Origin of the sequence: Bradyrhizobium genosp. SA-4 str. CB756, from assembly GCF_000473125.1 — a bacterium.
GTDB classification, from domain to species: domain Bacteria; phylum Pseudomonadota; class Alphaproteobacteria; order Rhizobiales; family Xanthobacteraceae; genus Bradyrhizobium; species Bradyrhizobium arachidis.
Map to the genome: position 1 here is coordinate 3,259,816 of NZ_KI421499.1, position 23,847 is coordinate 3,283,662.

Sequence of the window (23,847 nt, forward strand, 5' to 3'; positions counted from 1 at the left end):
CTCAAATCTCCGGCTTGCGGTTGCGCCGGCGCCCTTCGCCTATCCCCGCGATGCCACCAACTACGACCAGCCCCGCGACGATCGCCGCCACCGCGGCGACATTCGCAACATCGGCCTCGCCGAAGCGATAGAACCGATTGACCGCATCACCCGCCTCGTCAAGCCTCATTTGAGCTTTCCGACGCAAAAGTCCAGAACTAAAGCGAGATTGCAAGACCCTTTCGACATGCACATCGAGCGGACCAGGCCGGAGGACGCGCGCGAGACCGCCGCCACCTCGACCTTATCGCTCCAGTAAGCCGTTGATAGGCGATCTGGCTCGCCACCTCGTCGGCGATGTCGCGATCGAACGCGGCCCGCGAAACCCATATTGGTCGAGCACCTGCGGCAGCCCCTGGTTGAATCAGCGGGAAACGGCGCCGATCGCACATGCCGCGCGATTGCCTCGCCAAGAGAGGTGATGCTAAACCCTCCTGCGCATTTGCACGGGAACTGCTGGAGGATCTGCGGTGCCGAAAATCGATAACCGCTTGATTGGTGTCGTTATCCTGGCGCTGATGATTCTTGCGATCGCCAATATCGCAACTCAACCCTAAAATGCACGCCACTGCGGCGCGCGATGAGTTCCGACCAAGATGCAATGGCGATGAAGGATGCGCTCAGAACCAGAGGCGCAGCACCAGATCAAACATGGGCTGAGGTGGTAGAACTGCGCCGCCAAGGAGACGCTAAATGTTGAACAGCTTAGGAGATGCGCGCCCGGACAAGGCGGGCATCCGGGCTGCTTATGTCGGCAGGCCGAAGGAGCCCTGGGTAAGCGCATTGCGGACTTACATCGCGCTGCTGGTTTTCCTTGGAAGCTACCTTGTTCTCACCGTCGTCGGGAACCTGCTCTATTTCACCAATGTGGGTGAAGTGATGGGAAAAACCGCCATTGTGGGCTTCGATATCCGCAATTTCTCCAGAGCGGGCTCGCCAGGTTATTGGGCGCTGCTGTTCTTGCCATTCGTAGTAGCGCCGCCCATCGTCATTTTCGTTCGAAGGCTGGCCGCCAAGATGGGAGGGTACGTCGCTGCGTTGCCGAGCCTCTCCAGGCCGGCCTACTGTTTATTGCTGGGATTGCTTTATGCGTATGCCCTCTTTTCCCTGTGGAATGCTGACGCAGCACGCCTGTTGCTACGCCCGGCAGACTACATCAGCGCGTTGGATAGTCGCTTCCAGCTCATGGAAGCGCTTGGGTTTTGGCCTCAAGTGACGATCAAGTCCCTGCTCTTCACTCTGTCGATCTACGGCATGGTCGAGGCAACGAGCCGAAACGACTACTTCTGGAGCATATTGACCGCATTCAATCTGATCGCGATGTCGATCATCCTCATTCTACTGAACATGAAATGGCCTCTCGTATTGTTCTATGCCGCGAATCTTGCAACGATCATGCTCTTCGCCAAACGCAAAATAGTGCCGGGACTGCTTTTTACCAGCTTAGCTCTAGTTAGCTACTTCTCAGTCTCTCTTCTGCTTCTGCGCGCGAGTTCCACGCCTGTCGTCGTGACTCGCATCGAGAGCGCTCCGGTGTCTCCCACTTCAGAGCAGCTCAATCGAACTTTGGCAGAAGCGAAAATATGGCGAGAACAATTTGGCACCAGCGCCGAAACGGCGGAAGTCAGCCGGGAATCGTTTTCGAACGTGCTAACCCTGTCAGCCGGCGCCATCGTCAACCGCATGGCCCAACCGTTCCCATACTACTATGAAATATTCTCGAAATCCGAAGGAAAATGCGGATCCTTGGGAACGAGAATTCTTCGTCAACGCTCACCATGCCAGCCAAGCAATCTCGTCTATGCGGCGATGTTCGATGACAGATTTTCCGGCGTAGGAACCGCGCCTCAAGGTCCCCATGTAACGGGCTTTGCCCTCCAGGGATGGCTCGGCGCCATCATCGAGCTCGTTTGCACATCGATCGTTTTAGGGCTCTTTGCGGCAGCCTCCGGCGATGAGGGAACGATGCAAGCGACGATCACCGTAATGGGGGCCGTCACTGGCTACTTCTTTTCTCAACTGCCATTTGAGGGGCCATTAATTTACGATCACGGCGCGTTCTGGTGGATGATCCCACTTCTGTTGTATGCAGAATGGAAAAGGGTCCCGCTGGGGTGAACATACCGCCACTCCAGCCAACCGCTCCCTGAGATCAGTGCCAAAAGCAAAGCAAGGCGGTCATACCTCGCCAAGCTCGGCCTGATGCGCCCGCCACCACCCCGCAATCGCCGCCGCCAGATCATTCCACGGCTCGGTCGGCAGATCAGGCACCGCCACCCGCACGCTGTACTCGTCCGTGGTCGCATTGTGAAACCACTCGGTCGCGGCGAAATCGAAGCCGAAGCTGCCGGCGTGACGGATGGGAAACCCGGCCCGGCTGAGATTATGGCTCATGGCCTCGGCGGCTTGCCGCGCGCCCGCCTCATCGAGAGGACACCTTGAGCGGAGCGTGACATAGAGCCCGTGAGTGAAGTGAAGCTCGGCCGCGAGCGAGGCGAGCTCGCGCGCGAAATGCCGGGCCGCATGACGACCGTTGCGCAGGATGGCCGCGACGCGTCGCTTCGTCAGGCCCCAATAGGCCGGGCTGCCGACAAACGGAGGAAAATGCGCCGGCAGCGCCGCGCCGCCGAGAAGCCGCACGGCATCGCGCATCTCCGCCGCGAGGCGTTCGGCCAACGAACGCTCCGCGCCCTCCTCGCTCCAGCGGACGAACACCGCAGAGCCCAGCCGTCCGTATTCCGCGCCGAGCGAATCCAGCTTGGTGTGGCTTCGCACCATCACGACCGGGATTTGATATCGCCGCGCCCAGCGCAGGACGCGCCGGATGCGGCCCGACCGGCCGGCAAAGCACGTCGTGTCGAAGATCAAAAGATCGAACGGCGAACCGTCGCAGCGCAGCGTCGCTTCGAAGGCGCCGGCGGGGACGCAGGAATCGAGCAGCAGAATTCGCGGCGCGCCGCCCGCGACAGGCACGCCCGCCAGCGGCGGCTTCACCGTGACAAGCCGCAAATGCGGGACAAAGCGCTCGATCAGCTCCAGCGTCTCGCCGTAGGAGCCCGGCAGCACCACGATGTCGCCCGTGGTGACGAGCCTTGCCGAGGCGAGCAGCAGCGCCGCGATCGCGGACATGCCGGACGCGGTGTAGATGGCCTCGCTGGTGCAGCCGCGCGCGTCGTCATAGAACGAGGGGCCGCTCACCTTCAGATCCGCGCGCTGGTAGTCGTAGCTGAATGCGAACGGGCCGCTGGTCGGACGGGCGGTCGCCGACCAGGATGTCTCGGTCGCCTTCCAGTCCGCCAGCTCATGCTCGGCGCGCAGTGCGGCGGTCAGCTGGAATTTCGCCGCGATGACCTCGTCCACTGAGCGCGGACAGGGCACGTGCCGCGGGCTTCTCAGGCAGCCGTTCAGGAGCCTGATCTCCTCATGCTTGCGCCCCAGATAGGCCTCGATGGTCTCCATGCAACGCTTGATACGATCCCTGATACGACAACTTAGCAAACTTCGATCGTAATCAACGTCCGGCGCGGACCTGAGGTCCAATACGCCGCCCTTGCAACGAAGACGCATCTGCGTCGTTGAGAGTGCAAAGAGAGTCAAGCCCGTTCGGGGGCTTCTTGTCTGTTCACGGTCCGACTCCGCTTCGTTCGCGCAGTACGAATCGCGATCGCGAAAATCAGCTCTCCGCAGATCTTAACATCTGATTGCCGCGATCGCTCATGCGGATCCGCTCACCAGCACGGGCCGCAACCGGTAGGCATCGATCGCGGCGTTCGACAGCAGCAGTCTGCGCCGCTCGCCACGCAGCATCATGCGGTCGATCTTGTTCAGGATGAAGCGGGCTGAATCCTTGTGCTCGCCGGTGAGCAGACCGGACTGGTCGAGATATCTCCAGGCAATCTCGAAGCACTGTGCACGCAATTGAAGGTCGGTCATGGCCGCTCAACGTCGACGCGGAACGAATGTTCCTATGCGGGTCGAGCGGGCCGCTTGCGCCGGAGCCGGCGCAATAGCGATGCGCTTATTGGCAAGGGATCGCGGAACGAGACAGCGACCGCGGCGTTGACTGCAACGAAATCGAGTGGTGCCGACCTGCCTGCCCCGGTCGGCTTTGAAGGACCCCGTGCTTGTCCCCCGAGCACGGGGTTTTTCTCATGCAAACCCACAAAGCAAAAGCGCGAGGCGAGCAATGCTCGGCCTCGCGCCTTCAGCCCCTAGCGAGCGCCCCCGCTTACCAGGTGTAACGAATGCGGCCCGTGCCGGCGTAGGTCTGCGACCGGTCGCTGAATTCGCCGTCGAACTTCACCAGGAACGAGACGCCGCTCGCCGTGCGCCATTCGGCGCCGGCCGTGGTAAGCGCCAGATCGCGCGCCGGCGTCGTGCCGAACACGGTGAACGGCGCAGCGCCGATGCCGCCGAGCGCGGCGAAGCTGAGCGTCGCCGAGGGATTGCTGATCTCGTCATGGGCGTAGGCGAACTTGCCGAACAGGTTAAGCTGGCCGCCATTGTCCACCGGCATGATCTTGTCGGTGCGCAGGCCCACCTCGCCGCGATAGGCGGTGGCCGTGCGGCCGACCACGGTGAGTGCGCCTGCAGCGGCGCCCAGCGCCGTCGCCTCGGTATAGCCCGGCGTACGGAACCACTGCCCCTGGATGGCGCCATAGGGCGTCCAGTTCACGCTCCAGTACTGGCCGACCTTGTAGCCGCCCTCGATACGTCCGCCCCAACCCTGGGCCTCGAAATCGGCCTTGTAGAGGTCGATGCCCGGCGTGGTGGACCGGCTCGTACCCATCCAGTAGTTGGTGTAGGTGCCGGCTGCAGCGATGTAGCCCGGCCCGAAACCGTACTTGCCGTAGACACCGGCCATGAACGTGTCGCTGGTGCCACCGCCGTTGCCGGCGCCGGCAACCGTCGGCGTCACCGACCAGTTGATGTTGCCGCCGGCAAGCGAGAAGCCGATCAGCGAGTCCGCGGTGAAGCGATAGTCAGCGCCAGCGGCGACGCCGCCGACGCGGGTATAGAGATCGGACGTGCCAGCCGCGACATTGCCGCTGGTGTTGTTAGCGCCGCCAAAGGCCGCGCCCCAGACGTCCCAGTGCGGGGCATAGGCAACCACGGGCGGCGGTGCCTTCAAATAGGCACCGAAGGCCGAGCGCACGGCAGCCGGCACCGGCTTTTCGCCGGCATAGCTCAGCGTGCCCGTCGTCGAGACCTTGTTGGTCGCGAACGGATCGGTCAGCAACGAGAGGTAGGAGCTGCCGAGCTGGAATGCGCCGGACTGCGCCTGGGCCAGGTTCTCACCGGTGTTGCCACCGGACAGGAAGGCCTGCATCGCCAGATCTTCGCCGATGGAGCTCCACGACGTGGCGCTCAACATCCCGAAATTCGTGCCGTTGTTCTGATACACGAACTGGCCGTTGGGAATCGCCGTGTTGTTGGTCAGCGCACCCCACCGGTAGGCAGAGTTCGGCTGCCCCGTGATCGTCGACGTGGTCAGGAACAGAACGTATTGCTGTCCGGGCGTGAGCGAGACGCCGCCTGTGTTGATCGACACGGTCTGATACGCGGAGCCGCTCGGCGCGGTCATGATACCGGAGCTGAAGAGCGCCGAGCCAGTGATGTGCTGGGTGGTCGGATCGAACGCGTAAACGAAGGCCTGGTACTGCGGCGCGGTACCGAACGGCAGCGACAGCTGGAAGTTGAAGCCCGACAGGCGGGTCTGGCCACTCGTCGGCGTGAAGGTCTGTCCGTAGGTCGCCGTGTTAGGCACGCCCCAGCTCGAGATGAACGAGGTGCCGTTCCATTGCGGCATGGTGTCGATGTTTTGCGCCTGTGCAGACGTGCCCAGAGCAAGAAAGGCCGCGCTGCCGAGCCACAGCGCCTTGCGAGTCACCAAGGACTTCATTGCCCACCCCCAAATCAAATCCAGAAAAAACGAATGAATAGCCGTCAATATCGTGCCGCCAAGCAATACGTCGAACGCAGGAGGACGGGCAATTGCTGTTCGGGTTCTCAGCAACGATTAGCAATCAAACGTGACCCAAAAACAACATAATTGGATAGAGGGACACATCGCGACGTTGAGATGATTGGGTTTTTCGTCCCATTGAATTGCGGCGATGCTGCGTCGCGTGCCGACAATATCTGTCGTCCACAGCCGCGCGGGAATACCTGCTGCAAGGACGGCGCCGTCCAGCTCAATCGCGCTTGTCTGAATCGAAGTCCGGCGGCGTCGATCGACCCGCGTAACGGAATCAATCCGTCTCTTCTTCGCGCCGCTCGCGGGCGAGCTGGTGCCACGCCAAAGCGAGCTGGATCAGGCGCTGCCGGTCGTCGCCTTCGGAGGCGGCAGCCTGCTTCATCGCGGCCTCGGCTTCGTGCTGTGGATCGTACTTGGTACACATGCGCTCCACCCTAACCGACCGATCTGGACATGCGGATGGCAATTTCGTCCGTATCATTGCGGGTTGACGCTGGCGTCGCTCAGACTGCTCCGCCGCGGTTGCTCCGACTCTCAGGCCGATGACGAAGCCGTGAGGCCAGGCATCATTCGGACTGATCTGTGAATTGCGTCACAGCCACCATCCGGCATCTCCGCTAAACAGCGCTTCGACGCTTCCAGAAGCGTAACGAGGGCATGGGTGTGTTTCCCATCATGACACAAGAAACAGCATCCGAAGCTGACGTCCCGGCGCCGCGGCAACGCTCCGACCTGCTCGGCATCGCCTATCTCGGGACCATCGGCATCGTCATGCTGGCCTGGATCTGCGGCCTGGTCTGGGCCGCCATCGCGTTCTTCAGCTGGCTGGTGTCTTGATCCCGCGCGCGATGACGGGCTCTAAAGCGCGATGAGATCATCGCACTTTAGGTTGTTGTTTGAGCATGATCTTTTCGGAAAACCGCTGCACACTTTTCCGGATCATGCTCTAGAACAGCCAATGCGCGAACTGCGCCAGCTTGATCCCGCCGCACACGATCATGGCCCACAGCGCCAGGCTGACCTGGATTGCATCCAGCATATCCACACTCCCCCGCGAATCACGTCCCGACTTTTTTCTTTTGAGAATGCGCGAAGCGCCGACATGCGCCAGTGATAATTGGAGGCAGTTGTTGTGCGCCGCCGAACCGGCGGCGACAGGCGCAGCTAGCTAATCCCCAAAACAAAAGAGGCGGGCCTAAGCCCGCCTCTTCGCTTCAAAGCTCGTCTGGATCGTCAGTAGCAGGCGCGGGGATCGGCCTGCACGTACTGGCCGTTCGGATAGCGGTAGTAGCAATTGCCCTGGGCGAGATAATAGCCCGGGCGCGAGGCCGCCGTGGCGCCGGCGATGGCGCCGGTGGCGCCGCCGATCACGGCGCCTGCGGCCGCACCCGAGGCATTGCCGGAGATCAGGCCGCCCAGCACGCCGCCGACGATGGCGCCGCCGAGCGCGCTTGCGCCGGGATCGGCCGGCGGCGGAGGCGGAGGTGGCGGTTCATAGGCGACCGGCGGCGGGGCATAGGCCACCGGCACGTCGTCGTAATACTCCTCGGAGATGTAGGCGGGCGGGCCGGCCATCCGCTGCGGATAATAATACCAGACGCCGCCGACGTCCCACCACCAGCCGGAGCGGCCGTTGTGGACCTCGTGGCGCCAGCGCCCGCCGTCCCAGGCGAGATTGCCGCGATAGGCGTGTCCGCCCCAGTCGCGCGCCGGTGCGGGCCCGCGGGCATAATTGCGGCCGGGCGGCGGACCGCCGGCATTGTGCGGGCCCGGGCCTGGACCGCCCGCGTGAGGCGGGCCGCCAGGCTGTCCCGGGGGACGGGCGGCCTGCTGCGGCGGCGGCCCCTTGCGCATGTTCTGGTTGTTCGGGGGTGGCGCACCTGCGCCGGGCGCCGCCTGCGGCTGGGCTTGCGGCCTCGGCGGCAACGCGTCCTGGGCCTGCGCCGAAAGCGCGACAAGGGACATGGCCGAAACCACGGGAATGATGATCTTCATGCGGCTGGACGCACTCATGCGTGCTAGACCCCCTACTCTCTCGGTTGCCGTGGTCCCTGGCGCGATAGACGATTCGGCTCGCGCCGGGCTGATGCCGGCCGACATAACTGATCTGCTTTGTCGGCTAAGTCCCGTTACAAATGTTTAAGATCACGGCAATTTTTCGGCCCTGCGGTCGTGCTTGGACCGCTTCTAGCGAGCCGGCTCGATCACATTGCAATTGGTTCGCCCCGACATCAGGCAATCCTGCATCTTGCTGGTCGAGGTCAGATCGCGGGCGAGCCACCAGCCGATGCCGAGGATCAGAAGCGCGATGATCAGGCCGGCGATGGCGCCGCGGCGATTGTCACCGGATGGGGAGCGTGGCGGGGTTCTGGGCTTCTCGCCCGGTTCGGGCTTGGACTCGGACATGGTGACCTGATTGCACGGGCGAGCCGGCTTTATCACCTCTGCGGCGTGGCGTCACATCCCGGCATGCCCTTGCTGTTCAACCGCGGGTCTGGCGGATCGCATCCTTGCGTGAGGTCTCGACAGCCGGGATCGCCTGGTGCGCGCGGGGCGCACAGGTCGTAAGCACGAAGGCCGTCTGGCTGCACTCCCAGCCGGCGCCCAGGACGGCGTTCTCGATCGGCTGCGGACGGGCGAACAGCAACGCCCCGCCCGCCAGCGCCGCCACCACGAAGGCGAGCGCAAGCGCCTTGAGGGTCAGCCGGAAGATGGTCATGCCCGTGCTCCGTCTCGTATTGGGGCGCACGCTAGGCGCGGCGTCGGGTGCCCGCTATGAGGGACATCACAATTCGGCAGTTTTTCCGGGTTACGAGAGATCGTCGGGGCTGGCGATTTTTCGTTGACCTGATCGGCTGCGATTATGGGTGGCTTCGCGACGCGCGCCGATGTACACGCTTCTGCGTCGCGTGGCGCCTGCTATGCCCAGCCGACGTACCAACAGCAGTGATGTAGGATTGAAAGCGAGGAAGACAAGGCTCGTCGATGAGTGGATTCAGGGAACCCGGCTTCGCGGACCGGCAAAAGGCGGCGCAGGACGCCCGCAAAAATCTTTTGAACAAATTCAAGTCGCAGCCGGGCCCCGACGATCCGGCGGTGGCCGCGCGTCGCGCCGAGCGCGAAGCGCTCTCGGCCAAGCGTGCCGAGGCCAAGGCTGCGCGCGAGGCGGAAAAGGCCGAGCAGAAGCGCGTCGAGGAAGAAGCCAAGGCCGCTGAAGCCGCGCGGATCGCCCGCGAGGCCGAAGAGGCGGTCGCGCGGCAGGCTGCGCTCGAGGCCGAGCAGAAGGCCAAGCGCGACGCCCGCTACGCCGCCCGCAAGGCCAAGCGCAAGTAACGTTCAAAAGTCACGTCCAATTGAAGTTGGGCTGCGACGTGATTTCGGGGCGGTCCAAATGACCGCCCCCAGATTTTCCGAAGCGCGCGCCTGCCGTTTGCATGCGCCCGCGACGGCGGCGGACGATCAGTTCTTCTTCATCATCCCGTCGTCTTTCTTCATCCCGTCCTTGGACATGTGGTCCTTCTTCATGCCGTCGTCCTTGGACATGGTATCCTTCTTCATGCCGTCCTTGGACATCGTGTCCTTCTTCATCATGCCGTCGTCCTTGCCCATTTTGTCCTGGGCAAAGGCGGCCGGCGACAGCGCAAGGCCGAGCGAGAGAGCGGCAGCCGAGATGCCGAGCGCGATGCGGGTGCGAATGGTCATGGGTCATCTTCCTTCGAGGTGATGTTGGCCAGCGACGGATGCCGCTACCTCATGCTCGACGGATGACGGGCCGCACCTGTTACGTGCGGCGGAATTTTTTTTCGCCAATGCGAAACCTGACCGCGGGACCACCGGTTTGACACAATTTTGCCTGCGTGACCCCCGCTAGTGCCGCCCGCGACCGAAGGGTGAGTGTGCGGCGCAGCAATGCCCCCCGCGACTTGCCGCCGCATTCGGTCTCGAACTATCAGATTAGAGAATATCGGGTACAAGACCGGCTAGGATGGGCCTGAAGCCGGGCCTCTTAAGACCCGATCACGTCAAGAACCGTCCAAGGGGATAAATCTATGTTCACGCGTCGTCACCTGCTCGCGACTGCCGTCGCAGCACCCGCCATTCTCCGCTTCGGCACCGGCACCGCGCATGCCGCGACCACGCTGAAGATCTCGCACCAATTCCCGGGCGGCACCGTCGACAAGGGCGATTTCCGCGACCGGCTCTGCCGCATGTTCGCCGCCGAGGTCAGCAAGCGCAGCAAGGGCGACATCGCCGCCGAGATCTATCCGAACTCCTCGCTGATCAAGACCAACGCGCAGTTCTCCGCGATGCGCAAGGGCGCGCTCGACATCAGCCTCTATCCGATGCCCTATGCCGGCGGCGAGCTGCCGGAGACCAATATCGGCCTGATGCCGGGCCTTGTGACCACCTACGACCAGGGCATGCGCTGGAAGAAGGAGCCGGTCGGCAAGGCGCTGACCGATTTTCTTGCCGACAAGGGCATCATCCTGCTCACCTGGGTCTGGCAGGCCGGCGGCGTCGCCAGCCGCTCCAAGCCGATCGTCGCCCCTGAAGACGCCAAGGGCATGAAGGTGCGCGGCGGCTCGCGCGAGATGGACATGGTGCTCCAGACCGCGGGCGCCTCGGTGCTGTCGGTGCCGTCGAACGAAATCTACGCGGCGATGCAGACCGGCGCCTGCGATGCCGGCATCACCTCCTCGACCAGCCTGATCTCGTTCCGCCTCGAGGAAGTCGCGAAGTCGCTGACCTCGGGCGCGGGCGCCTCCTACTGGTTCATGCTCGAGCCGCTGATGATGTCGAAGGCGATCTTCGACAAGCTGCCGAAGAACCATCAGGACGTCCTGCTCGCGGTCGGCTCCGAGCTCGAAACCTTCGGCCGCAAGGGCGCGCAGGACGACGACGTCGAGGTCGCCAAGGTCTACGAGAAGGCCGGAGCCAAGGTCTCGGCGCTCGACGCCGCGACTGTCGGCAAGTGGCGCGACATCGCCCGCGACACCGCGTGGAAGGATTACGGCGCCAAGACCGCGACGGCGGCGAAACTCTTGAAGCTCGCCTCCGACGTCTCGGCATGAGCCACGGTCCGCTTCCGGATCGTGATGACCAGGCGACCGCTGCCGCAGGGACTGGCCCTGCGGCGGCGATTGATCGCGGTCTCGCCATCCTCAACAGCATCATCGTCGTGCTCGCCGCGATCGCGCTGGTCGCCGCCTGCGCCATCCTGAGCTACAGCGTGCTCAGCCGCGCGCTGTTCAAGGCCGCCAATTACTGGCAGGACGAGGCCGCAGTCTTCCTGCTGGTCGGCGCGACCTTCATGACGGCAGCCTATGTGCAGCAGAACCGCGGTCACATCGGCATCGAGGCCTTTGTCGGCCTGCTGTCGCCGCTCGCCAACAGGATCCGTCTTTGGCTGGTCGATGCCGCGACGTTCCTGTTCTGCGCCTTCTTCACCTGGAAGTCCTGGACGCTGGCCCATGAAGCCTATGTCGACGGCCAGGTCTCGAACTCGATGTGGTCGCCGCCGCTCGCCATTCCCTATTCGCTGATGGCGCTCGGCATGAGCCTGCTCTGCGTCCAGATCCTCGTGCAGCTTGCGCTGCCTTTCGCGGGAGCGAGGCGTTCATGAGCGTTTTCAGTATCGGTGTTGCCTACGGGATAGCAACGCTGCTCGTGATGTTTTCAGGCATGCCCATCGCGTTCGCCCTCGGCGCGGTCGCGGTGGTGTTCATGGGCATCTACATGCCCGCCGCCTCGCTCGATACGGTGACGCAGAACGTCTACGAGGAAATGGCCTCGATCACGCTCCTGTCGATCCCGCTGTTCATCCTGAAGGGCGCGGCGATCGGCAAGTCGCGCGCGGGCCAGGACCTCTATTCGGCGCTGCATGCCTGGCTGCACCGCGTGCCCGGCGGCCTCGGTGTCGCCAACGTCTTCGCCTGCGCCCTGTTCGCGGCAATGGCGGGCTCGAGCCCAGCGACCTGTTCGGCGATCGGTTCGGCCGGCATCCCGGAGATGCGCAAGCGCGGCTATTCCGGCGGTTTTGCCGCCGGCATCATCGCCGCCGGCGGCACGCTCGGCATCCTGCTGCCGCCCTCGATCACCATGATCCTGTTCGCGGTCGCGGCCGAGAAGTCGCTCGGGCGGCTGTTCCTCGCCGGCATCGGTCCGGGTCTGCTGCTGGTCTCCCTGTTCGGCGCCTACGCCGTGATCCGTTTCCGCCAGGAATATGCCGCCGCCGCGGCGATCTACGAGAAAGGCGGCCCGGAGGCTCCGATCCTGCAGCGCGACGAGTACACGCTCGCCGAACGCTTCAGCGTGCTGCCGCGCGTGATCCCGTTCGTGCTGCTGCTGACCGGCGTCATGATCGCGCTCTATGGCGGCTTCGCCACGCCGTCGGAGACGGCAGGCCTCGGCGGCCTGCTGGCACTGGCGCTGATCGCGGCGATCTACAGCGTCTGGCGGCCGGGCGACCTCGCCCCGATCATGAGATCGACGATCCGGGAATCGACCATGCTGATGATGATCATCGGCATGTCGCTGCTCTATTCCTACGTGATGAGCTATCTGCACATCTCGCAATCGGTCGCCGAATCCATCGTCGCGATGCACCTGCCGCGCTGGGAGCTGCTGTTCGCGATCCTCGTCATGGTCGTCGTGCTCGGCTTCTTCCTGCCGCCGGTCTCGATCATCCTGATGACAGCGCCGATCATCCTGCCGCCGCTCCGCGCTGCGAACTTCGACATCATCTGGTTCGGCGTCGTCATGACCATCGTGATGGAGATGGGGCTGATCCATCCGCCGGTCGGGCTCAACATCTTCGTCATCCGCAACGTCGCGCCCGACATCCCCTTGAGCGAGGTGATCTGGGGCACCCTGCCCTTCGTGCTCTTGATGATGCTCGCGGTGCTGCTGCTGTGCTTCGTGCCGGAGATCTCGACCTGGCTGCCGGATCTCGTGATGGGGCCGGACGGGAGCAGGTAGCGGCACTCACGACTGCCGTAGGGTGGGCAAAGGCGCGTAGCGCCGTGCCCACCACTTCTGAATGGTGGGCACGCTGCGCTTTGCCCACCCTACGAGTTATGCGCTCCGCACAGCCGCAAGGCTAACCCACCCTACGATTTTTCCTTCCGCCGCGACTTCGGTGCGTGCGCCACCACCTGCAAGAGATCCTTGCGCACGGCCTCGATGTGCCGCTCCAGGAAGCGGCACGCCTCCTCGACCTTGTGCGCGCGGCACAGCGCGATCAGATGAGCGTGCTCCTTTTCTGCCGTGCCCATTGCCTTGGTGTTGGAGAGCTGCAGCCGCGTGTAGCGGTCGCTGGTCTGGAGCAGCGACAGCACGATCGCGCGGGTGCGCGGCTGCGGGGCGTGAACGTAGAGCGCCATGTGGAAATCGGCGTTGAGCTGGCCCCATTCGCTGACATTGCGCGCCTTGATCGCCTTCTCGAACTGCTTGTGGATGTCGTCGAGGCCCTCGAAATCCTCCGCGCTGAAACGCGGCGCCGATTGCGCCAGCAACCGTGGCTCCAGGATACAGCGCAGATCGAACACGTCGTTGATCTCGTCCAGTGACAGCTCCGAGACGATCGCGCCCTTCTGCGGCACGATCCGCACCAGCCCTTCGGCCTCGAGCTGGAACAGTGCCTCGCGCACGGGGATGCGGCTGACGCCATAGGCCTCGCCAAGCGCATCCTGCCGCAGCTGCGATCCGGCCGGATAGGTGCCGTCGAGGATCGCCTGCCTGAGCTGGTCGACGATCGCAGCCGACAGGGTGCGATGCTTCAGAGGCTGTTTCATCTGATCGTCTGTTGTCCTTCCCGACTCGCTCGGCCGAAGCGGTCCCTGTCTTGCATGTTGAGGTGCCCTGCAAAAGCCAGCTGCCCAGCAAAAGCGCGCCCTGCCGCGGAAATGACCGCAATCTCCGTTTGACAGCCAAAATGTATAAATTATACATTTGGCAGTCGCACGACAAATCTTCGGGGGTTGGGGCCTCTTCATGATCGAGCAGACGATGCCGGCCACGCGCGCGCTCAGCGTCCGACGTACGATCGTCCGGATGTCGAGCGCCCTGCTCGCCTTCGAGCGTCTGGCGCTGATGGGGCTGATGTACCTGCTCACCGGTCTGATCCTGGTGAACGTCATCACCCGCTACGCGCGTTTCCCGATCTACTGGATCGATGAATCCGCTGTTTATTGCGTAGTCTGGCTGACCTTCGTCGGGGCCTCCGCGATGACGCGGCTGCGGCTCGACTTCGCGGTGACGATGCTGACGGAGCGGCTTTCGCCGCAGCACCAGAAGATCGCCAAGGTAATCTCGACCGGCCTCGTCGTCGTGTTCGGCATCGCCTTGAGCGTCACCTGCGTGCTCTGGATGGACCCGGTCGGGCTCGCGCGCGCTGGATTCGACGGGCGCAAGCTCGCGGCCGAAACCTTCAACTTCCTCTACACCGAGCACACCCAGACGCTGAACTGGCCGACCTGGGTGCTCTATCTGACGCTGCCGATCTTCGCGGTCTCGATGACCGTGCACGGCCTCGCCAACCTCCTGGAAGATCTCGAGCTGGTGCCGCGCACGCCACCGAAAGGCTTCCAGCTCTCCGAGCTCGACGGGGTCAACTGATGGTCACGTCTGCCGCCTTCGTCGCGATCATGCTGGTCGGCGTGCCGATCGGGCTCTGCCTGTGCCTTGCCGGCCTCGTCTATATCGCGGCGTCAGGCAATCCCGTGCTGTTTCAGTCCTATCCGCTCCAGCTGTTCGGCGGCGTCGACAGCTACGGCCTGATCGCCATCCCGCTCTTCATCCTGATCGGCGAGATCATGAACGGCGGCGGCATCACGCGGCGCATCGTCGACATGGCGATGGCATTCGTCGGCTCGCTCAAGGGCGGGCTCGCCTACGTCAACATCCTCGCCAACATGTTCATCTCCTCGATCCTGGGATCGGCGACCGCGCAGGTCGCGATCATGGCCCAGATCATGGTGCCGGAGATGGAGAAGAAGGGCTACGACAAGACATTTGCAGCGGGCCTCACCGCCTATGGTGGCATGCTCGGCCCGATCATTCCGCCCTCGGTGATGTTCGTCGTCTACAGCGTGCTGGCGCAGGTCTCCGTCAGCGACATGCTGATCGCCGGCATCGTGCCGGGCGTCATCCTCACCGTGATGTTCTGTCTCGTCATCGCGCTGATGGGCTACATGTACAACTATCCCCGCGCCGACTATCAGACGCCGCGCCAGCGCCTGATGACGATCCTGCGCACCTCGCCGACGCTGCTGATCCCGATCGTCATCGTCGGCACGATTTTGAGCGGCCTCGCCAATGCCACGGAATCCGCCGCCGTCGGCGCCGTTGCCGCGGCACTTGTTGGCAAGTACTGGACCAAGGAATTCGAGTTCTCGCAGCTGCCGCAGATGATGCTGCGCAGCGGCATCTATTCGGCGATCGTACTGTTCCTGGTCGCCGCCGCGGCAGTGTTCTCCTGGGTCCTGATCTTCGGCAAGGTGCCGCAGGAAACCGCCGGCTGGATCCAGTCGGCCGCGAAGGACCCGATCAGCTTCATGCTGATCTGCAACGTCATCCTGCTGATCATCGGCACTGTCATCGACGGCATTCCCGGCCTGATCATGACGGTGCCGATCCTGCTGCCGGTCGCAACTGACGTCTATCACATCGATCCCCGGCAGTTCGGCGTCGTTGTGGTGATCAATCTCGTGCTGGGTCTCTTGTCGCCGCCGGTCGGGCTCTGCTTCTTCGTCGCGGCCGCCGTCACCGGCGCCAAGCCCGGCAAGATGTTCATGGTGACGCTGCCGTTCTTCGTCATCTCCTGCGTCCTCCTCGTGCTGCTCTCGCTCTACCCCTCGCTCTCGCTGATCCTCGTCAAATAGGCCCGTACAATAGGAAGCCCGACCATGCCGCTTTCACGCCGCCGCTTTCTCGCCGCCAGTGCCGCCGCATCGGTGTTCGCGCCCTCGCTCGCGCTCGCCCAGGCCAAGGAATTTCGCCTCGGCCTGATCACGCCCAACGGCCATTCCTGGAACAAGGCCGCGCTCAAATTCGGCGACGAGCTGAAGGCCGCCACCAATGGCCGCCTGACCGTGACCGTGTTCCACTCCGGCCAGCTCGGCAACGAGCCGGCGATGATGCAGCAATTGCAGTCCGGCGCGCTCGACATGGGCTTCATCCAGGCCGCCGAGCTCGGCTCGCGCGTGCCGCACATCGCCGCGATCAACGCGCCCTACATCGTCCGCTCGACGCCGGCGGTGGCGAAATTCGTGCGGCATCCGGCGGCCGTCAAACTATTCGAGGTGCTGCCGCAGGAGACCGGCACAATCGGCCTCGGCTGGGGCATCACCGGCATGCGCGCGGTGTTCTCGTCCAAGGACCTCAATTCGCTCGCCGATATCAAGGGCATGAAGCTGCGCATCAACCCGACCCCGGTCTACCGCGACTTCTATTCCTCGCTCGGCGCAGCCCCGACGCCGATCCCCACCCCGCAGGTGTTCGACGCCATGGCCAACGGCCAGGTCGACGGCCTCGAGGCCGACCTCGAATTCTCCTGGAACCAGCGCTTCGACAAGGTGTCGAAGGTGATCCTGCAGATGAACGCCGTCTTCATGCCGATGGCAGCGGTGATCTCGGGCCGGGTCTGGCAGTCGCTCTCCGCCGCCGACCGCGAGCTGATCGCCAAGACGATCAAGACGACGCTGGATGCGCAGATCGATGAGCTCGCCGGCAACGAGCCGGCGCTGATCGAGAACTTCAAGAACGCGCCGATCCCGATCCGCCAGGTCCCGGCCGGCGACACCGAGGCTGTCATCGCCGAGTTCGACAAGATCTGGCTGCCCAAGGCACCCGTTCTCGCCGAGCTGCGCAAGGTCGGCGCCACGCTCTGATCCCATCCGCCATCCTTTTCGCCACAGCCGGCGGCCCCAGCCCTCCGCCGGCCTACTCGCCTGGAGTTAAAACCATGAGCCGCCGCGTTTCCTGGGAAGGCGTCTTCCCGGCCGTCACCACGCAATTCCACGACGATCTCTCGCTCGACATCGATGCGACCGCCAAGGTGATGGACGGACTGATCCGCGACGGCGTCTCCGGCCTGATCGTCTGCGGCTCGGTCGGCGAGAATACCTCGCTGGAGCGCAAGGAGAAGGTTGCGATCATGGAGACGGCGAAGTCCGTCGCCGCCGGCCGCGTGCCCGTGCTGTGCGGCATCGCCGAATTCACCACGGCGTTCGCGGTCGAGACCGCCAAGGAAGCCGCGCGTGTCGGCATCGACGGCGTGATGGTGATGCCGGCGCTGGTCTACTCGTCCAAGCCGCATGAGACCGCCGCGCATTTCCGGGCCGTCGCCAGCGCCACCGACCTGCCGGTGATGCTCTACAACAACCCGCCGATCTACAAGAACGACGTCACCCCCGATATCCTGGCCTCGCTTGCCGACGTCGAGACCGTGGTCTGCTTCAAGGATTCCTCGGGTGACACGCGCCGTTTCATCGACACCAGGAACATGGTCGGCGACCGCTTCGTGCTGTTCGCAGGCCTCGACGACGTCATCGTCGAGAGCGTCGCCATGGGCGCCGTCGGCTGGGTCTCCGGCATGTCGAACGCCTTCCCGCGCGAGGGCGAGACGCTGTTCCGCCTCGCCAGGGCCGGCCGCTTGGCCGAGGCCATGCCGCTCTACGAATGGTTCATGCCACTCTTGCACCTCGATGCCCGCCCCGACCTCGTCCAGTGCATCAAGCTGTGCGAGCACATCATGGGCCGCGGCACCGCCCTGACCCGCCCGCCGCGCCTGGCACTGCTGCCGCAGGAGAAGGCCGAGGTCGAGGCCATGATGGTCAAGGCGCTCAAGAACCGGCCGCGCCTGCCGGATGTCGGGCTGAAGGCGGCTTAGGCGAAGATTTCGTAGGGTGGGCAAAACGACAGCGTGCCCACCATCTGCGAGTGATTGAGGAAGATGGTGGGCACGGCGCTGCGCGCCCCTTTGCCCACCCTACGGCACCTGTGCGCGCCGCAAGCGGCCTTACGACGCCGCCCGCTTCTTCTTCGCGTTCAGCGCGGATGCCACGCGGCTGACCGGCGGCTTGCCCAGCACACCGCTCATCTCATTGGTGGCCGCGAGCAACCTCTCCATGTCGACACCCGTCCTGATGCCCATGCCTTCGAGCATGTAGACGACATCCTCGGTCGCGACATTGCCGGTCGCGCCGGGGGCGTAGGGACAGCCGCCGAGGCCGCCGGCGGCGGCGTCGATGACGCGGACGCCCTCCTCCAGACCGGCGTAGAGATTGGCGAGCGCCTGACCGTAGGTGTCGTGAAAATGCATCGCGAGTTTCGCGGGCGGGATGTTGGCGCTGACCGCGCGCAGCATCTCTTTCGCCTTGGCGGGCGTGCCAACGCCGATGGTGTCGCCGAGCGAGATCTCGTAGCAGCCGAGGTCCCACAGCGCCTTGGCGAGATCGGCGACCGCCTTCGGCTTGATCTCGCCGTCGAACGGACAGCCGAGCACGCAGGAGATATAGCCGCGCACGGGCACACCATCGGCCTTGGCGCGCGCCAGTACCGGCTTGAAGCGCTCGATGGACTCCGCGACCGTGCAATTGATGTTGGCGCGCGAAAAGCCTTCGGACGCTGCCGCGAATACGGAGACGACCTTGGCGCCGGCAGCGCGGGCGGCGTCATAGCCCTTCTCGTTCGGCACCAGCACGTGGAATTCGGCGCCCTTGACGTGGGCGACGCCGCGCAGCACGGCATCGGAGCTCGCCATCTGCGGGATCGCCTTGGGCGAGACGAACGCGCCGACCTCGACCGTATCGAGGCCGGCCGCAACCAGCGCCTCGATGAAGGCGATGCGGGCCTCGACGCTGACCGGCGTCTTCTCGTTCTGGAGGCCGTCACGCGGCCCCATTTCGATGATGCGGACGGGATCGCTCATGTCATTCCCCTGAAGGTTCGACCACGGCAAGCTCGACGCCCTCCTGCACGATGTCGCCGACCTTGCATTTGATCGACTTCAGCACGCCGGCATAGGGCGCCCGCAGCGTCTGCTCCATCTTCATCACTTCGAGCGTCAGGATCGGCGCGCCCTTGTCGAGTTTTGCTCCCTCTTCGGCCAGCACGGCAACGACCGTGCCCGGCAAGGGCGCGGCGATCTTGTCCTCACCGACATGCTCCTCGCTCTCGCCACCGAACGGATCGACCCAGTGCAAATCGAAGCGGCCGTTGCGCGTGCGCAAGTAAAGCTCGTGGCCGTCGATCACGGCGGCGACGGAGGATTTGACGCCGTCCAGCGTCAGGTCGAAGCCGCCATCCTTCGGCGCGATCGCAAACGCCAGCTCGCGCTCGCCGATCACCAGCGTCGACGGCCCGCTGCCATAGTTCAGCGCGATCTTCTGCTCCGGACCATGTCCCACGCGGAAGGCAAAGCTGCGCTGGCGCCGGCCAACCGGCTGCCAGCCAAAGGTCTGCCAAGGAGACCCCGCCTCGGCCCGCGCAGCCTGCCGCTCCCCGTTGACGACCGCGGCGATCGCGGCGCAGAGCTCGAGTTCGCCCGGCGCCGGCGCTGCGGTCGTCAGCACCGCCAGCTCGCGCTCGATGAAGCCGGTGTCGATCGCATTGGTTCGCACCTTCGGATGCGTCATCAGTGCCGACAGGAACGGGATATTGGTGACGATGCCGCGGACGTCGGACTCCTCCAGCCCGCGGTTCAACCGCTCGATCGCAACATCCCGCGTCGGCGCCCACGCGATCATCTTGGCAAGCATGGCGTCATAATACGGCGAGACCGTATCGCCCTCGCGATAGCCGGCATCGATGCGCAGGCCGCCGGTCTCGTCAGGCAGGCGCCACGTGGAAATCCGCCCGACCGAGGGCATGAAGTTCTTGGTCGGATTTTCCGCGTAGACGCGCGCCTCGACGGCATGGCCGTTGAGCTTGATCTCGTCCTGCTTGAGCGGCAGCGCTTCGCCGAAAGCGACACGCAGCTGCCACTCGACAAGGTCGATGCCCGTGATCAGCTCGGTCACGGGATGCTCGACCTGGAGGCGCGTGTTCATCTCGATGAAGAACACGTCCTTGCCGTCGGAGACGAACTCGATGGTGCCGGCGCCGACATAGTTCACCGCGCCCGCCGCCTTTCGCGCAGCCGCACAGACCGTTTCGCGCTGGGCGGCATTGAGCGTCGGCGACGGCGCCTCCTCGATCACCTTCTGGTGCCGGCGCTGCAGCGTGCATTCACGCTCGAACAGCGAGAGCAGATTGCCCTGGCTGTCGCCGATGATCTGCACCTCGATATGCCGGGGATTGTCGACATATTTCTCGATCAGCATGCGGTCGTCGCCGAACGCGGCCAGGGCCTCGCGCTTGGCGCTGACGATCGCGGGGCCAAGCTCGGCCGCCGAGCGCACGATGCGCATGCCGCGCCCGCCGCCGCCGGCTGAAGCCTTCACGAGAACCGGGAAGCCGACCTTCTCGGCCGCCTTCGCCAGGGTCGCATCATCCTGCGCATCGCCATGATAGCCGGGCACCAGCGGCACGCCCGCCTTCTCCATCAGCGCTTTCGAGCCGGACTTCGAGCCCATCGCCGTCATCATCTCGGCGGTCGGGCCGACGAAGACAAGGCCCGCGTCGTAGCAGGCCTGCGCGAACTCGGCATTCTCCGACAGGAAGCCGTAGCCGGGATGCACGGCCTCGGCGCCGGTCTTCTTCGCGGCCTCGATCAGCCGCTCGACATTGAGATAGCTGTCGCGGGCACGTGCCGGCCCGAGCAGCACGGCCTCATCCGCGAGCGCGACATGCATGGCGTCGCGGTCGGCCTCGGAATAGACCGCGACCGTGCGCAGGCCCATGGCGCGCGCGGTACGGATGACGCGGCAGGCGATCTCGCCGCGGTTGGCGATCAGGAGGGTGCGAAAACGCCGGTAGAGTTTTGTACGGTCCATCGCATCACATCCTGAACAGGCCGAACTTCGTTGGCTCGATCGGCGCATTCGACGCCGCCGAGAGGCCAAGGCCGAGCACGAGGCGCGTGTCGGCGGGGTCGATCACGCCGTCGTCCCAGAGCCGCGCGGTCGCGTAATAGGGATGCCCCTGGTGCTCATATTGCGCGCGGATGGGCTCGCGGAATTTGTCTTCCGCTTCCTTCGACCAGCTATCGCCCTTGGCCTCGATATTGTCGCGGCGGACTTGGCTCAGCACCATCGAGGCCTGCTCGCCGCCCATCACCGAGATGCGCGCATTCGGCCACATCCAAAGGAAGCGCGGCGAGTAGGCGCGGCCGCACATGCCATAATTGCCGGCACCGTAGGAGCCGCCGATCACCACGGTGAATTTCGGCACCGAGGCGGTCGCAACCGCCGTCACGAGCTTGGCGCCGTCGCGCGCGATGCCCCCGGCCTCGTATTTCTTGCCGACCATGAAGCCGGTGATGTTCTGCAGGAACACCAGGGGAATGCCGCGCTGGCAGCACAGCTCGATGAAATGCGCGCCCTTCAGCGAGCTTTCGCTGAACAAGATGCCGTTGTTGGCGATGATGCCGACGGGGAAACCCCAGATATGGGCGAAACCGCACACCAGCGTCGTGCCGTAGAGTTTTTTGAATTCGTCGAACTCCGAGCCGTCGACCACACGCGCGATGATGTCGCGCACGTCGAACGGTTTTCTGCCATCGACCGGAACCACGCCGTAGATCTCCTCCGCGCCGAACAGCGGATCGCGCGGCTTATGCATGTTGAGGTTCGGCCGCGTGGACGGCTTCAGCGTGCCGACGATGCGTCGGGCAATGCCGATCGCGTGGGCATCGTTCTGGGCGTAGTGGTCGGTCACGCCCGACTGGCGCGAATGCACGTCGGCGCCGCCGAGCTCTTCCGCACTGACGACCTCGCCTGTCGCGGCCTTCACCAGCGGCGGACCGCCGAGGAAGATGGTGCCTTGATTCCGCACGATGATGCTCTCGTCCGACATCGCCGGCACATAGGCGCCGCCGGCGGTGCAGGAGCCCATCACGATCGCGATTTGTGGAATGCCCTGTGAGGACATCTGCGCCTGGTTGTAGAAGATCCGCCCGAAATGGCGCTCGTCCGGAAAGATCTCGTCCTGCATCGGCAGGAAGGCGCCGCCGGAATCGACCATGTAGACGCAAGGCAAATCGTTCTGCCGCGCGATGTCCTGCGCGCGCAGATGCTTTTTCACGGTCATGGGGTAGTAGGTGCCGCCCTTGATGGTGGCGTCATTGGCGACAACAACGCATTCGCGGCCCGAGATGCGCCCGACGCCGGTGACGACGCTCGCCGAGTGCACGTCGCCGCCATAGAGGCCGTAGGCCGCGAGCGGCGACAGCTCCAGGAACGAGGTGCCGGGATCGACCAGCAGGTCGACCCGCTCGCGCGCCAGCATCTTGCCGCGCGCGGTGTGGCGGTTGCGCGAGGCCTCGCCGCCACCGCCGGCGACCTGGCTCAGCTTTTCGCGCAAGTCGGCGACGAGGGCGCGCATGGCATCGGAGTTGCGCGCAAAATCGGACGAAGACGTATCGATGCTGGAATGGAGCGGCATGTGGTCCCGCGTTCTGGTGTGACGTGTGAGAGGCCGCGGGCAAGGCGCCGCGGCCGTTCCATTGTGGAGGGGTCAGGCGGTCTCGGACATCAATTCGCGGCCGATCAGCATGCGCCGCACTTCCGACGTCCCCGCGCCGATCTCGTACAGCTTGGCATCGCGCCAGAGCCGTCCGACCGGAAACTCGGATGTATAGCCGACGCCGCCGAGCGCCTGGATCGCTTCACCGGCCATCCACGTCGCCTTCTCCGCGGAATAGAGGATCGCGGCCGCCGCATCCTTGCGCAGCGTGCGCGCGTGGCCACCGCGGTCGCAGGCCTTTCCCACGGCATAGACATAGGCACGCGTCGCCTGCCAGGTCGAATACATATCGGCGAGCTTGCCCTGCATCAGCTGGAAATCGCCGATCGGCTGGCCGAACTGCTTGCGCTCGTGCATGTAGGGCACCACCGCGTCCATGCAGGCCGCCATGATGCCGAGCGGGCCTCCGGACAGCACGGCGCGCTCGTAGTCGAGACCCGACATCAGCACCTTGACGCCCTCGCCGACTGCGCCGAGCACGTTCTCCTCGGGCACCTCGCACTCGTCGAAGAACAAGGGATAGGTGTTGGAGCCGCGCATGCCGAGCTTGTCGAGATGCTGGCCGTGGGTGAAACCCTTGAAACCTTTCTCGATCAGGAACGCGGTCATGCCACGCGGACCGGCCTCCGGATCGGTCTTGGCGTAGACCACCAGCACGTCGGCATCGCCGCCATTGGTGATCCACATCTTGGAGCCGTTGAGCACATAGCGGTCGCCGCGCTTGTCGGCGCGCAGCTTCATCGAGACCACGTCGGAGCCGGCGCCGGGCTCGGACATTGCCAGCGCGCCGACATATTCGCCGGAGATCAGCTTCGGTAGATAGCGCTGCCGCTGCGCGTCGGTGCCGTTGCGGCGGATCTGGTTGACGCAGAGGTTGGAGTGCGCGCCGTAGGACAGGCCCACGGCCGCGGAGCCTCGCGAAATCTCCTCCATGGCGACGATGTGGGCGAGATAGCCCATGTTCGAGCCGCCATATTGCTCCGGCGCGGTCATGCCGAGCAGACCGAGGTCGCCGAAGCGCTTCCAGAGGTCGGCCGGGAACAAATTGGCCTTCTCGACCTCGGCGGCGCGCGGGGCGACCTCCGCTTCCACGAAGGCGCGCACGGTGTCGCGCAGCATGCCGATGTCTTCACCCAGATCGAAGTCGATGCTCGGGATGTTCAAGGCGATTCCTCCGTCTTCTTGTCGGCCCGAATTGTCGGCCC

General features: G+C 64.5%; 24 protein-coding genes. 10 read left to right on the plus strand and 14 right to left on the minus strand.

What is annotated here, in order from left to right:
* Position 1: 1 nt before the first annotated feature.
* Complete coding sequence (locus BRAGE_RS54580; protein WP_156950861.1) at positions 2-169, minus strand: hypothetical protein; 168 nt, start codon at positions 167-169, stop codon at positions 2-4.
* Between the two features lie 563 nt (positions 170-732).
* On the opposite strand from BRAGE_RS54580, the gene BRAGE_RS0116000 reads away from it, so the two are divergent.
* The gene (locus BRAGE_RS0116000; RefSeq protein WP_027557990.1) at positions 733-2,157 is read left to right on the plus strand and encodes a hypothetical protein; all 1,425 of its coding nucleotides are present in this window, start codon (positions 733-735) and stop codon (positions 2,155-2,157) included.
* Positions 2,158-2,217: 60 nt separating this feature from the next.
* Here BRAGE_RS0116000 and BRAGE_RS0116005 read toward each other — a convergent pair whose 3' ends face one another.
* From BRAGE_RS0116005 to BRAGE_RS55870, 4 genes are all read right to left on the minus strand, one after another.
* Positions 2,218-3,498 (minus strand): hypothetical protein, encoded by a 1,281-nt coding sequence (locus BRAGE_RS0116005; protein WP_028146294.1) that lies wholly within the window; start codon positions 3,496-3,498, stop codon positions 2,218-2,220.
* A 255-nt stretch (positions 3,499-3,753) separates the two neighbouring features.
* Positions 3,754-3,972: a hypothetical protein gene (locus BRAGE_RS0116010; RefSeq protein ID WP_027557988.1), complete on the minus strand. Its 219-nt coding sequence runs from the start codon at positions 3,970-3,972 to the stop codon at positions 3,754-3,756.
* Positions 3,973-4,267: 295 nt separating this feature from the next.
* Positions 4,268-5,941 carry an autotransporter outer membrane beta-barrel domain-containing protein gene (locus tag BRAGE_RS51670; RefSeq protein ID WP_027557987.1) on the minus strand — a complete coding sequence of 558 codons (1,674 nt, stop codon included), beginning with the start codon at positions 5,939-5,941 and terminating at the stop codon, positions 4,268-4,270.
* Positions 5,942-6,290: 349 nt separating this feature from the next.
* Positions 6,291-6,440, minus strand: coding sequence for a hypothetical protein (locus BRAGE_RS55870; protein WP_167336505.1), 150 nt, complete (start codon positions 6,438-6,440; stop codon positions 6,291-6,293).
* A gap of 251 nt (positions 6,441-6,691) precedes the next feature.
* On the opposite strand from BRAGE_RS55870, the gene BRAGE_RS55875 reads away from it, so the two are divergent.
* The gene (locus BRAGE_RS55875; RefSeq protein WP_027557986.1) at positions 6,692-6,853 is read left to right on the plus strand and encodes a hypothetical protein; all 162 of its coding nucleotides are present in this window, start codon (positions 6,692-6,694) and stop codon (positions 6,851-6,853) included.
* Positions 6,854-7,249: 396 nt separating this feature from the next.
* Here BRAGE_RS55875 and BRAGE_RS0116035 read toward each other — a convergent pair whose 3' ends face one another.
* From BRAGE_RS0116035 to BRAGE_RS0116045, 3 genes are all read right to left on the minus strand, one after another.
* Positions 7,250-8,029, minus strand: a complete 780-nt coding sequence (locus BRAGE_RS0116035) for a hypothetical protein (RefSeq protein WP_027557985.1) — start codon at positions 8,027-8,029, stop codon at positions 7,250-7,252.
* 174 nt (positions 8,030-8,203) lie between these two features.
* The gene (locus BRAGE_RS0116040) at positions 8,204-8,422 is read right to left on the minus strand and encodes a hypothetical protein (RefSeq protein WP_027557984.1); all 219 of its coding nucleotides are present in this window, start codon (positions 8,420-8,422) and stop codon (positions 8,204-8,206) included.
* 76 nt (positions 8,423-8,498) lie between these two features.
* Positions 8,499-8,735, minus strand: a complete 237-nt coding sequence (locus BRAGE_RS0116045; protein WP_027557983.1) for a hypothetical protein — start codon at positions 8,733-8,735, stop codon at positions 8,499-8,501.
* A 266-nt stretch (positions 8,736-9,001) separates the two neighbouring features.
* Between BRAGE_RS0116045 and BRAGE_RS0116050 the strand changes: the two genes are divergently transcribed.
* Positions 9,002-9,349: a DUF6481 family protein gene (locus tag BRAGE_RS0116050; protein WP_027557982.1), complete on the plus strand. Its 348-nt coding sequence runs from the start codon at positions 9,002-9,004 to the stop codon at positions 9,347-9,349.
* A gap of 126 nt (positions 9,350-9,475) precedes the next feature.
* Here the strand turns inward: BRAGE_RS0116050 and BRAGE_RS0116055 are convergent, their stop codons facing one another.
* Positions 9,476-9,718: a pentapeptide MXKDX repeat protein gene (locus tag BRAGE_RS0116055; protein WP_027557981.1), complete on the minus strand. Its 243-nt coding sequence runs from the start codon at positions 9,716-9,718 to the stop codon at positions 9,476-9,478.
* Between the two features lie 347 nt (positions 9,719-10,065).
* Here BRAGE_RS0116055 and dctP point away from each other — a divergent pair, with 347 nt between their 5' ends.
* From dctP to BRAGE_RS0116070, 3 genes are read left to right on the plus strand one after another with little or no spacing between them, the layout of a single operon-like run.
* Positions 10,066-11,088, plus strand: coding sequence for a TRAP transporter substrate-binding protein (gene dctP, locus BRAGE_RS0116060; protein ID WP_027557980.1), 1,023 nt, complete (start codon positions 10,066-10,068; stop codon positions 11,086-11,088).
* A complete protein-coding gene (locus BRAGE_RS0116065; protein WP_027557979.1) occupies positions 11,085-11,639 on the plus strand; it encodes a TRAP transporter small permease in 555 nt (184 codons plus the stop codon). Before dctP ends, BRAGE_RS0116065 begins: the two co-directional genes overlap by 4 nt.
* Positions 11,636-12,994, plus strand: coding sequence for a TRAP transporter large permease (locus BRAGE_RS0116070; RefSeq protein ID WP_027557978.1), 1,359 nt, complete (start codon positions 11,636-11,638; stop codon positions 12,992-12,994). The genes BRAGE_RS0116065 and BRAGE_RS0116070 overlap by 4 nt, the downstream gene beginning before the upstream one ends.
* A 131-nt stretch (positions 12,995-13,125) precedes the next feature.
* On the opposite strand, the gene BRAGE_RS0116075 is transcribed toward BRAGE_RS0116070, so the two are convergent.
* Complete coding sequence (locus BRAGE_RS0116075) at positions 13,126-13,809, minus strand: GntR family transcriptional regulator (protein ID WP_028146295.1); 684 nt, start codon at positions 13,807-13,809, stop codon at positions 13,126-13,128.
* A 214-nt stretch (positions 13,810-14,023) separates the two neighbouring features.
* Here BRAGE_RS0116075 and BRAGE_RS0116080 point away from each other — a divergent pair, with 214 nt between their 5' ends.
* The 4 genes from BRAGE_RS0116080 to BRAGE_RS0116095 all read left to right on the plus strand — a co-directional run bounded on the left by BRAGE_RS0116080 (position 14,024) and on the right by BRAGE_RS0116095 (position 17,906).
* Positions 14,024-14,632, plus strand: coding sequence for a TRAP transporter small permease (locus tag BRAGE_RS0116080; RefSeq protein ID WP_035731262.1), 609 nt, complete (start codon positions 14,024-14,026; stop codon positions 14,630-14,632).
* Positions 14,632-15,897 carry a TRAP transporter large permease gene (locus BRAGE_RS0116085; protein WP_027557976.1) on the plus strand — a complete coding sequence of 422 codons (1,266 nt, stop codon included), beginning with the start codon at positions 14,632-14,634 and terminating at the stop codon, positions 15,895-15,897. The genes BRAGE_RS0116080 and BRAGE_RS0116085 overlap by 1 nt, the downstream gene beginning before the upstream one ends.
* A gap of 24 nt (positions 15,898-15,921) precedes the next feature.
* The gene (locus BRAGE_RS0116090) at positions 15,922-16,905 is read left to right on the plus strand and encodes a TRAP transporter substrate-binding protein (RefSeq protein WP_027557975.1); all 984 of its coding nucleotides are present in this window, start codon (positions 15,922-15,924) and stop codon (positions 16,903-16,905) included.
* A gap of 74 nt (positions 16,906-16,979) precedes the next feature.
* Positions 16,980-17,906 carry a dihydrodipicolinate synthase family protein gene (locus tag BRAGE_RS0116095; RefSeq protein WP_027557974.1) on the plus strand — a complete coding sequence of 309 codons (927 nt, stop codon included), beginning with the start codon at positions 16,980-16,982 and terminating at the stop codon, positions 17,904-17,906.
* Between the two features lie 129 nt (positions 17,907-18,035).
* Here the strand turns inward: BRAGE_RS0116095 and BRAGE_RS0116100 are convergent, their stop codons facing one another.
* The 4 genes from BRAGE_RS0116100 to BRAGE_RS0116115 form a co-directional block, all read right to left on the minus strand.
* Positions 18,036-18,947 (minus strand): hydroxymethylglutaryl-CoA lyase, encoded by a 912-nt coding sequence (locus BRAGE_RS0116100; RefSeq protein WP_027557973.1) that lies wholly within the window; start codon positions 18,945-18,947, stop codon positions 18,036-18,038.
* Between the two features lies 1 nt (position 18,948).
* On the minus strand, positions 18,949-20,952 hold the full coding sequence (locus BRAGE_RS0116105; RefSeq protein WP_027557972.1) for an acetyl/propionyl/methylcrotonyl-CoA carboxylase subunit alpha: 2,004 nt from the start codon (positions 20,950-20,952) through the stop codon (positions 18,949-18,951).
* Positions 20,953-20,956: 4 nt separating this feature from the next.
* Entirely contained in the window at positions 20,957-22,561 is a 1,605-nt protein-coding gene (locus BRAGE_RS0116110) for a carboxyl transferase domain-containing protein (RefSeq protein WP_027557971.1), read from the minus strand.
* A gap of 72 nt (positions 22,562-22,633) precedes the next feature.
* Positions 22,634-23,761 carry an isovaleryl-CoA dehydrogenase gene (locus tag BRAGE_RS0116115; protein ID WP_108914325.1) on the minus strand — a complete coding sequence of 376 codons (1,128 nt, stop codon included), beginning with the start codon at positions 23,759-23,761 and terminating at the stop codon, positions 22,634-22,636.
* Positions 23,762-23,847 lie beyond the last annotated feature (86 nt).

Coding starts and splice junctions, on each gene's coding strand:
- BRAGE_RS0116045 (WP_027557983.1), bottom strand. CDS start 8,735: ATGACCATCTTCCGGCTGACCCTCAAGGCGCTTGCGCTCGCCTTCGTG.
- BRAGE_RS0116080 (WP_035731262.1), top strand. CDS start 14,024: ATGCCGGCCACGCGCGCGCTCAGCGTCCGACGTACGATCGTCCGGATG.
- BRAGE_RS0116100 (WP_027557973.1), bottom strand. CDS start 18,947: ATGAGCGATCCCGTCCGCATCATCGAAATGGGGCCGCGTGACGGCCTC.
- BRAGE_RS0116040 (WP_027557984.1), bottom strand. CDS start 8,422: ATGTCCGAGTCCAAGCCCGAACCGGGCGAGAAGCCCAGAACCCCGCCA.
- BRAGE_RS0116000 (WP_027557990.1), top strand. CDS start 733: ATGTTGAACAGCTTAGGAGATGCGCGCCCGGACAAGGCGGGCATCCGG.
- BRAGE_RS0116010 (WP_027557988.1), bottom strand. CDS start 3,972: ATGACCGACCTTCAATTGCGTGCACAGTGCTTCGAGATTGCCTGGAGA.
- BRAGE_RS55875 (WP_027557986.1), top strand. CDS start 6,692: ATGACACAAGAAACAGCATCCGAAGCTGACGTCCCGGCGCCGCGGCAA.
- BRAGE_RS51670 (WP_027557987.1), bottom strand. CDS start 5,941: ATGAAGTCCTTGGTGACTCGCAAGGCGCTGTGGCTCGGCAGCGCGGCC.
- BRAGE_RS0116035 (WP_027557985.1), bottom strand. CDS start 8,029: ATGAGTGCGTCCAGCCGCATGAAGATCATCATTCCCGTGGTTTCGGCC.
- BRAGE_RS0116005 (WP_028146294.1), bottom strand. CDS start 3,498: ATGGAGACCATCGAGGCCTATCTGGGGCGCAAGCATGAGGAGATCAGG.
- BRAGE_RS54580 (WP_156950861.1), bottom strand. CDS start 169: ATGAGGCTTGACGAGGCGGGTGATGCGGTCAATCGGTTCTATCGCTTC.
- BRAGE_RS0116070 (WP_027557978.1), top strand. CDS start 11,636: ATGAGCGTTTTCAGTATCGGTGTTGCCTACGGGATAGCAACGCTGCTC.
- BRAGE_RS0116085 (WP_027557976.1), top strand. CDS start 14,632: ATGGTCACGTCTGCCGCCTTCGTCGCGATCATGCTGGTCGGCGTGCCG.
- BRAGE_RS0116105 (WP_027557972.1), bottom strand. CDS start 20,952: ATGGACCGTACAAAACTCTACCGGCGTTTTCGCACCCTCCTGATCGCC.
- BRAGE_RS0116075 (WP_028146295.1), bottom strand. CDS start 13,809: ATGAAACAGCCTCTGAAGCATCGCACCCTGTCGGCTGCGATCGTCGAC.
- BRAGE_RS55870 (WP_167336505.1), bottom strand. CDS start 6,440: ATGTGTACCAAGTACGATCCACAGCACGAAGCCGAGGCCGCGATGAAG.
- BRAGE_RS0116095 (WP_027557974.1), top strand. CDS start 16,980: ATGAGCCGCCGCGTTTCCTGGGAAGGCGTCTTCCCGGCCGTCACCACG.
- BRAGE_RS0116115 (WP_108914325.1), bottom strand. CDS start 23,761: ATGCTGCGCGACACCGTGCGCGCCTTCGTGGAAGCGGAGGTCGCCCCG.
- BRAGE_RS0116055 (WP_027557981.1), bottom strand. CDS start 9,718: ATGACCATTCGCACCCGCATCGCGCTCGGCATCTCGGCTGCCGCTCTC.
- BRAGE_RS0116110 (WP_027557971.1), bottom strand. CDS start 22,561: ATGCCGCTCCATTCCAGCATCGATACGTCTTCGTCCGATTTTGCGCGC.
- BRAGE_RS0116050 (WP_027557982.1), top strand. CDS start 9,002: ATGAGTGGATTCAGGGAACCCGGCTTCGCGGACCGGCAAAAGGCGGCG.
- BRAGE_RS0116065 (WP_027557979.1), top strand. CDS start 11,085: ATGAGCCACGGTCCGCTTCCGGATCGTGATGACCAGGCGACCGCTGCC.
- dctP (WP_027557980.1), top strand. CDS start 10,066: ATGTTCACGCGTCGTCACCTGCTCGCGACTGCCGTCGCAGCACCCGCC.
- BRAGE_RS0116090 (WP_027557975.1), top strand. CDS start 15,922: ATGCCGCTTTCACGCCGCCGCTTTCTCGCCGCCAGTGCCGCCGCATCG.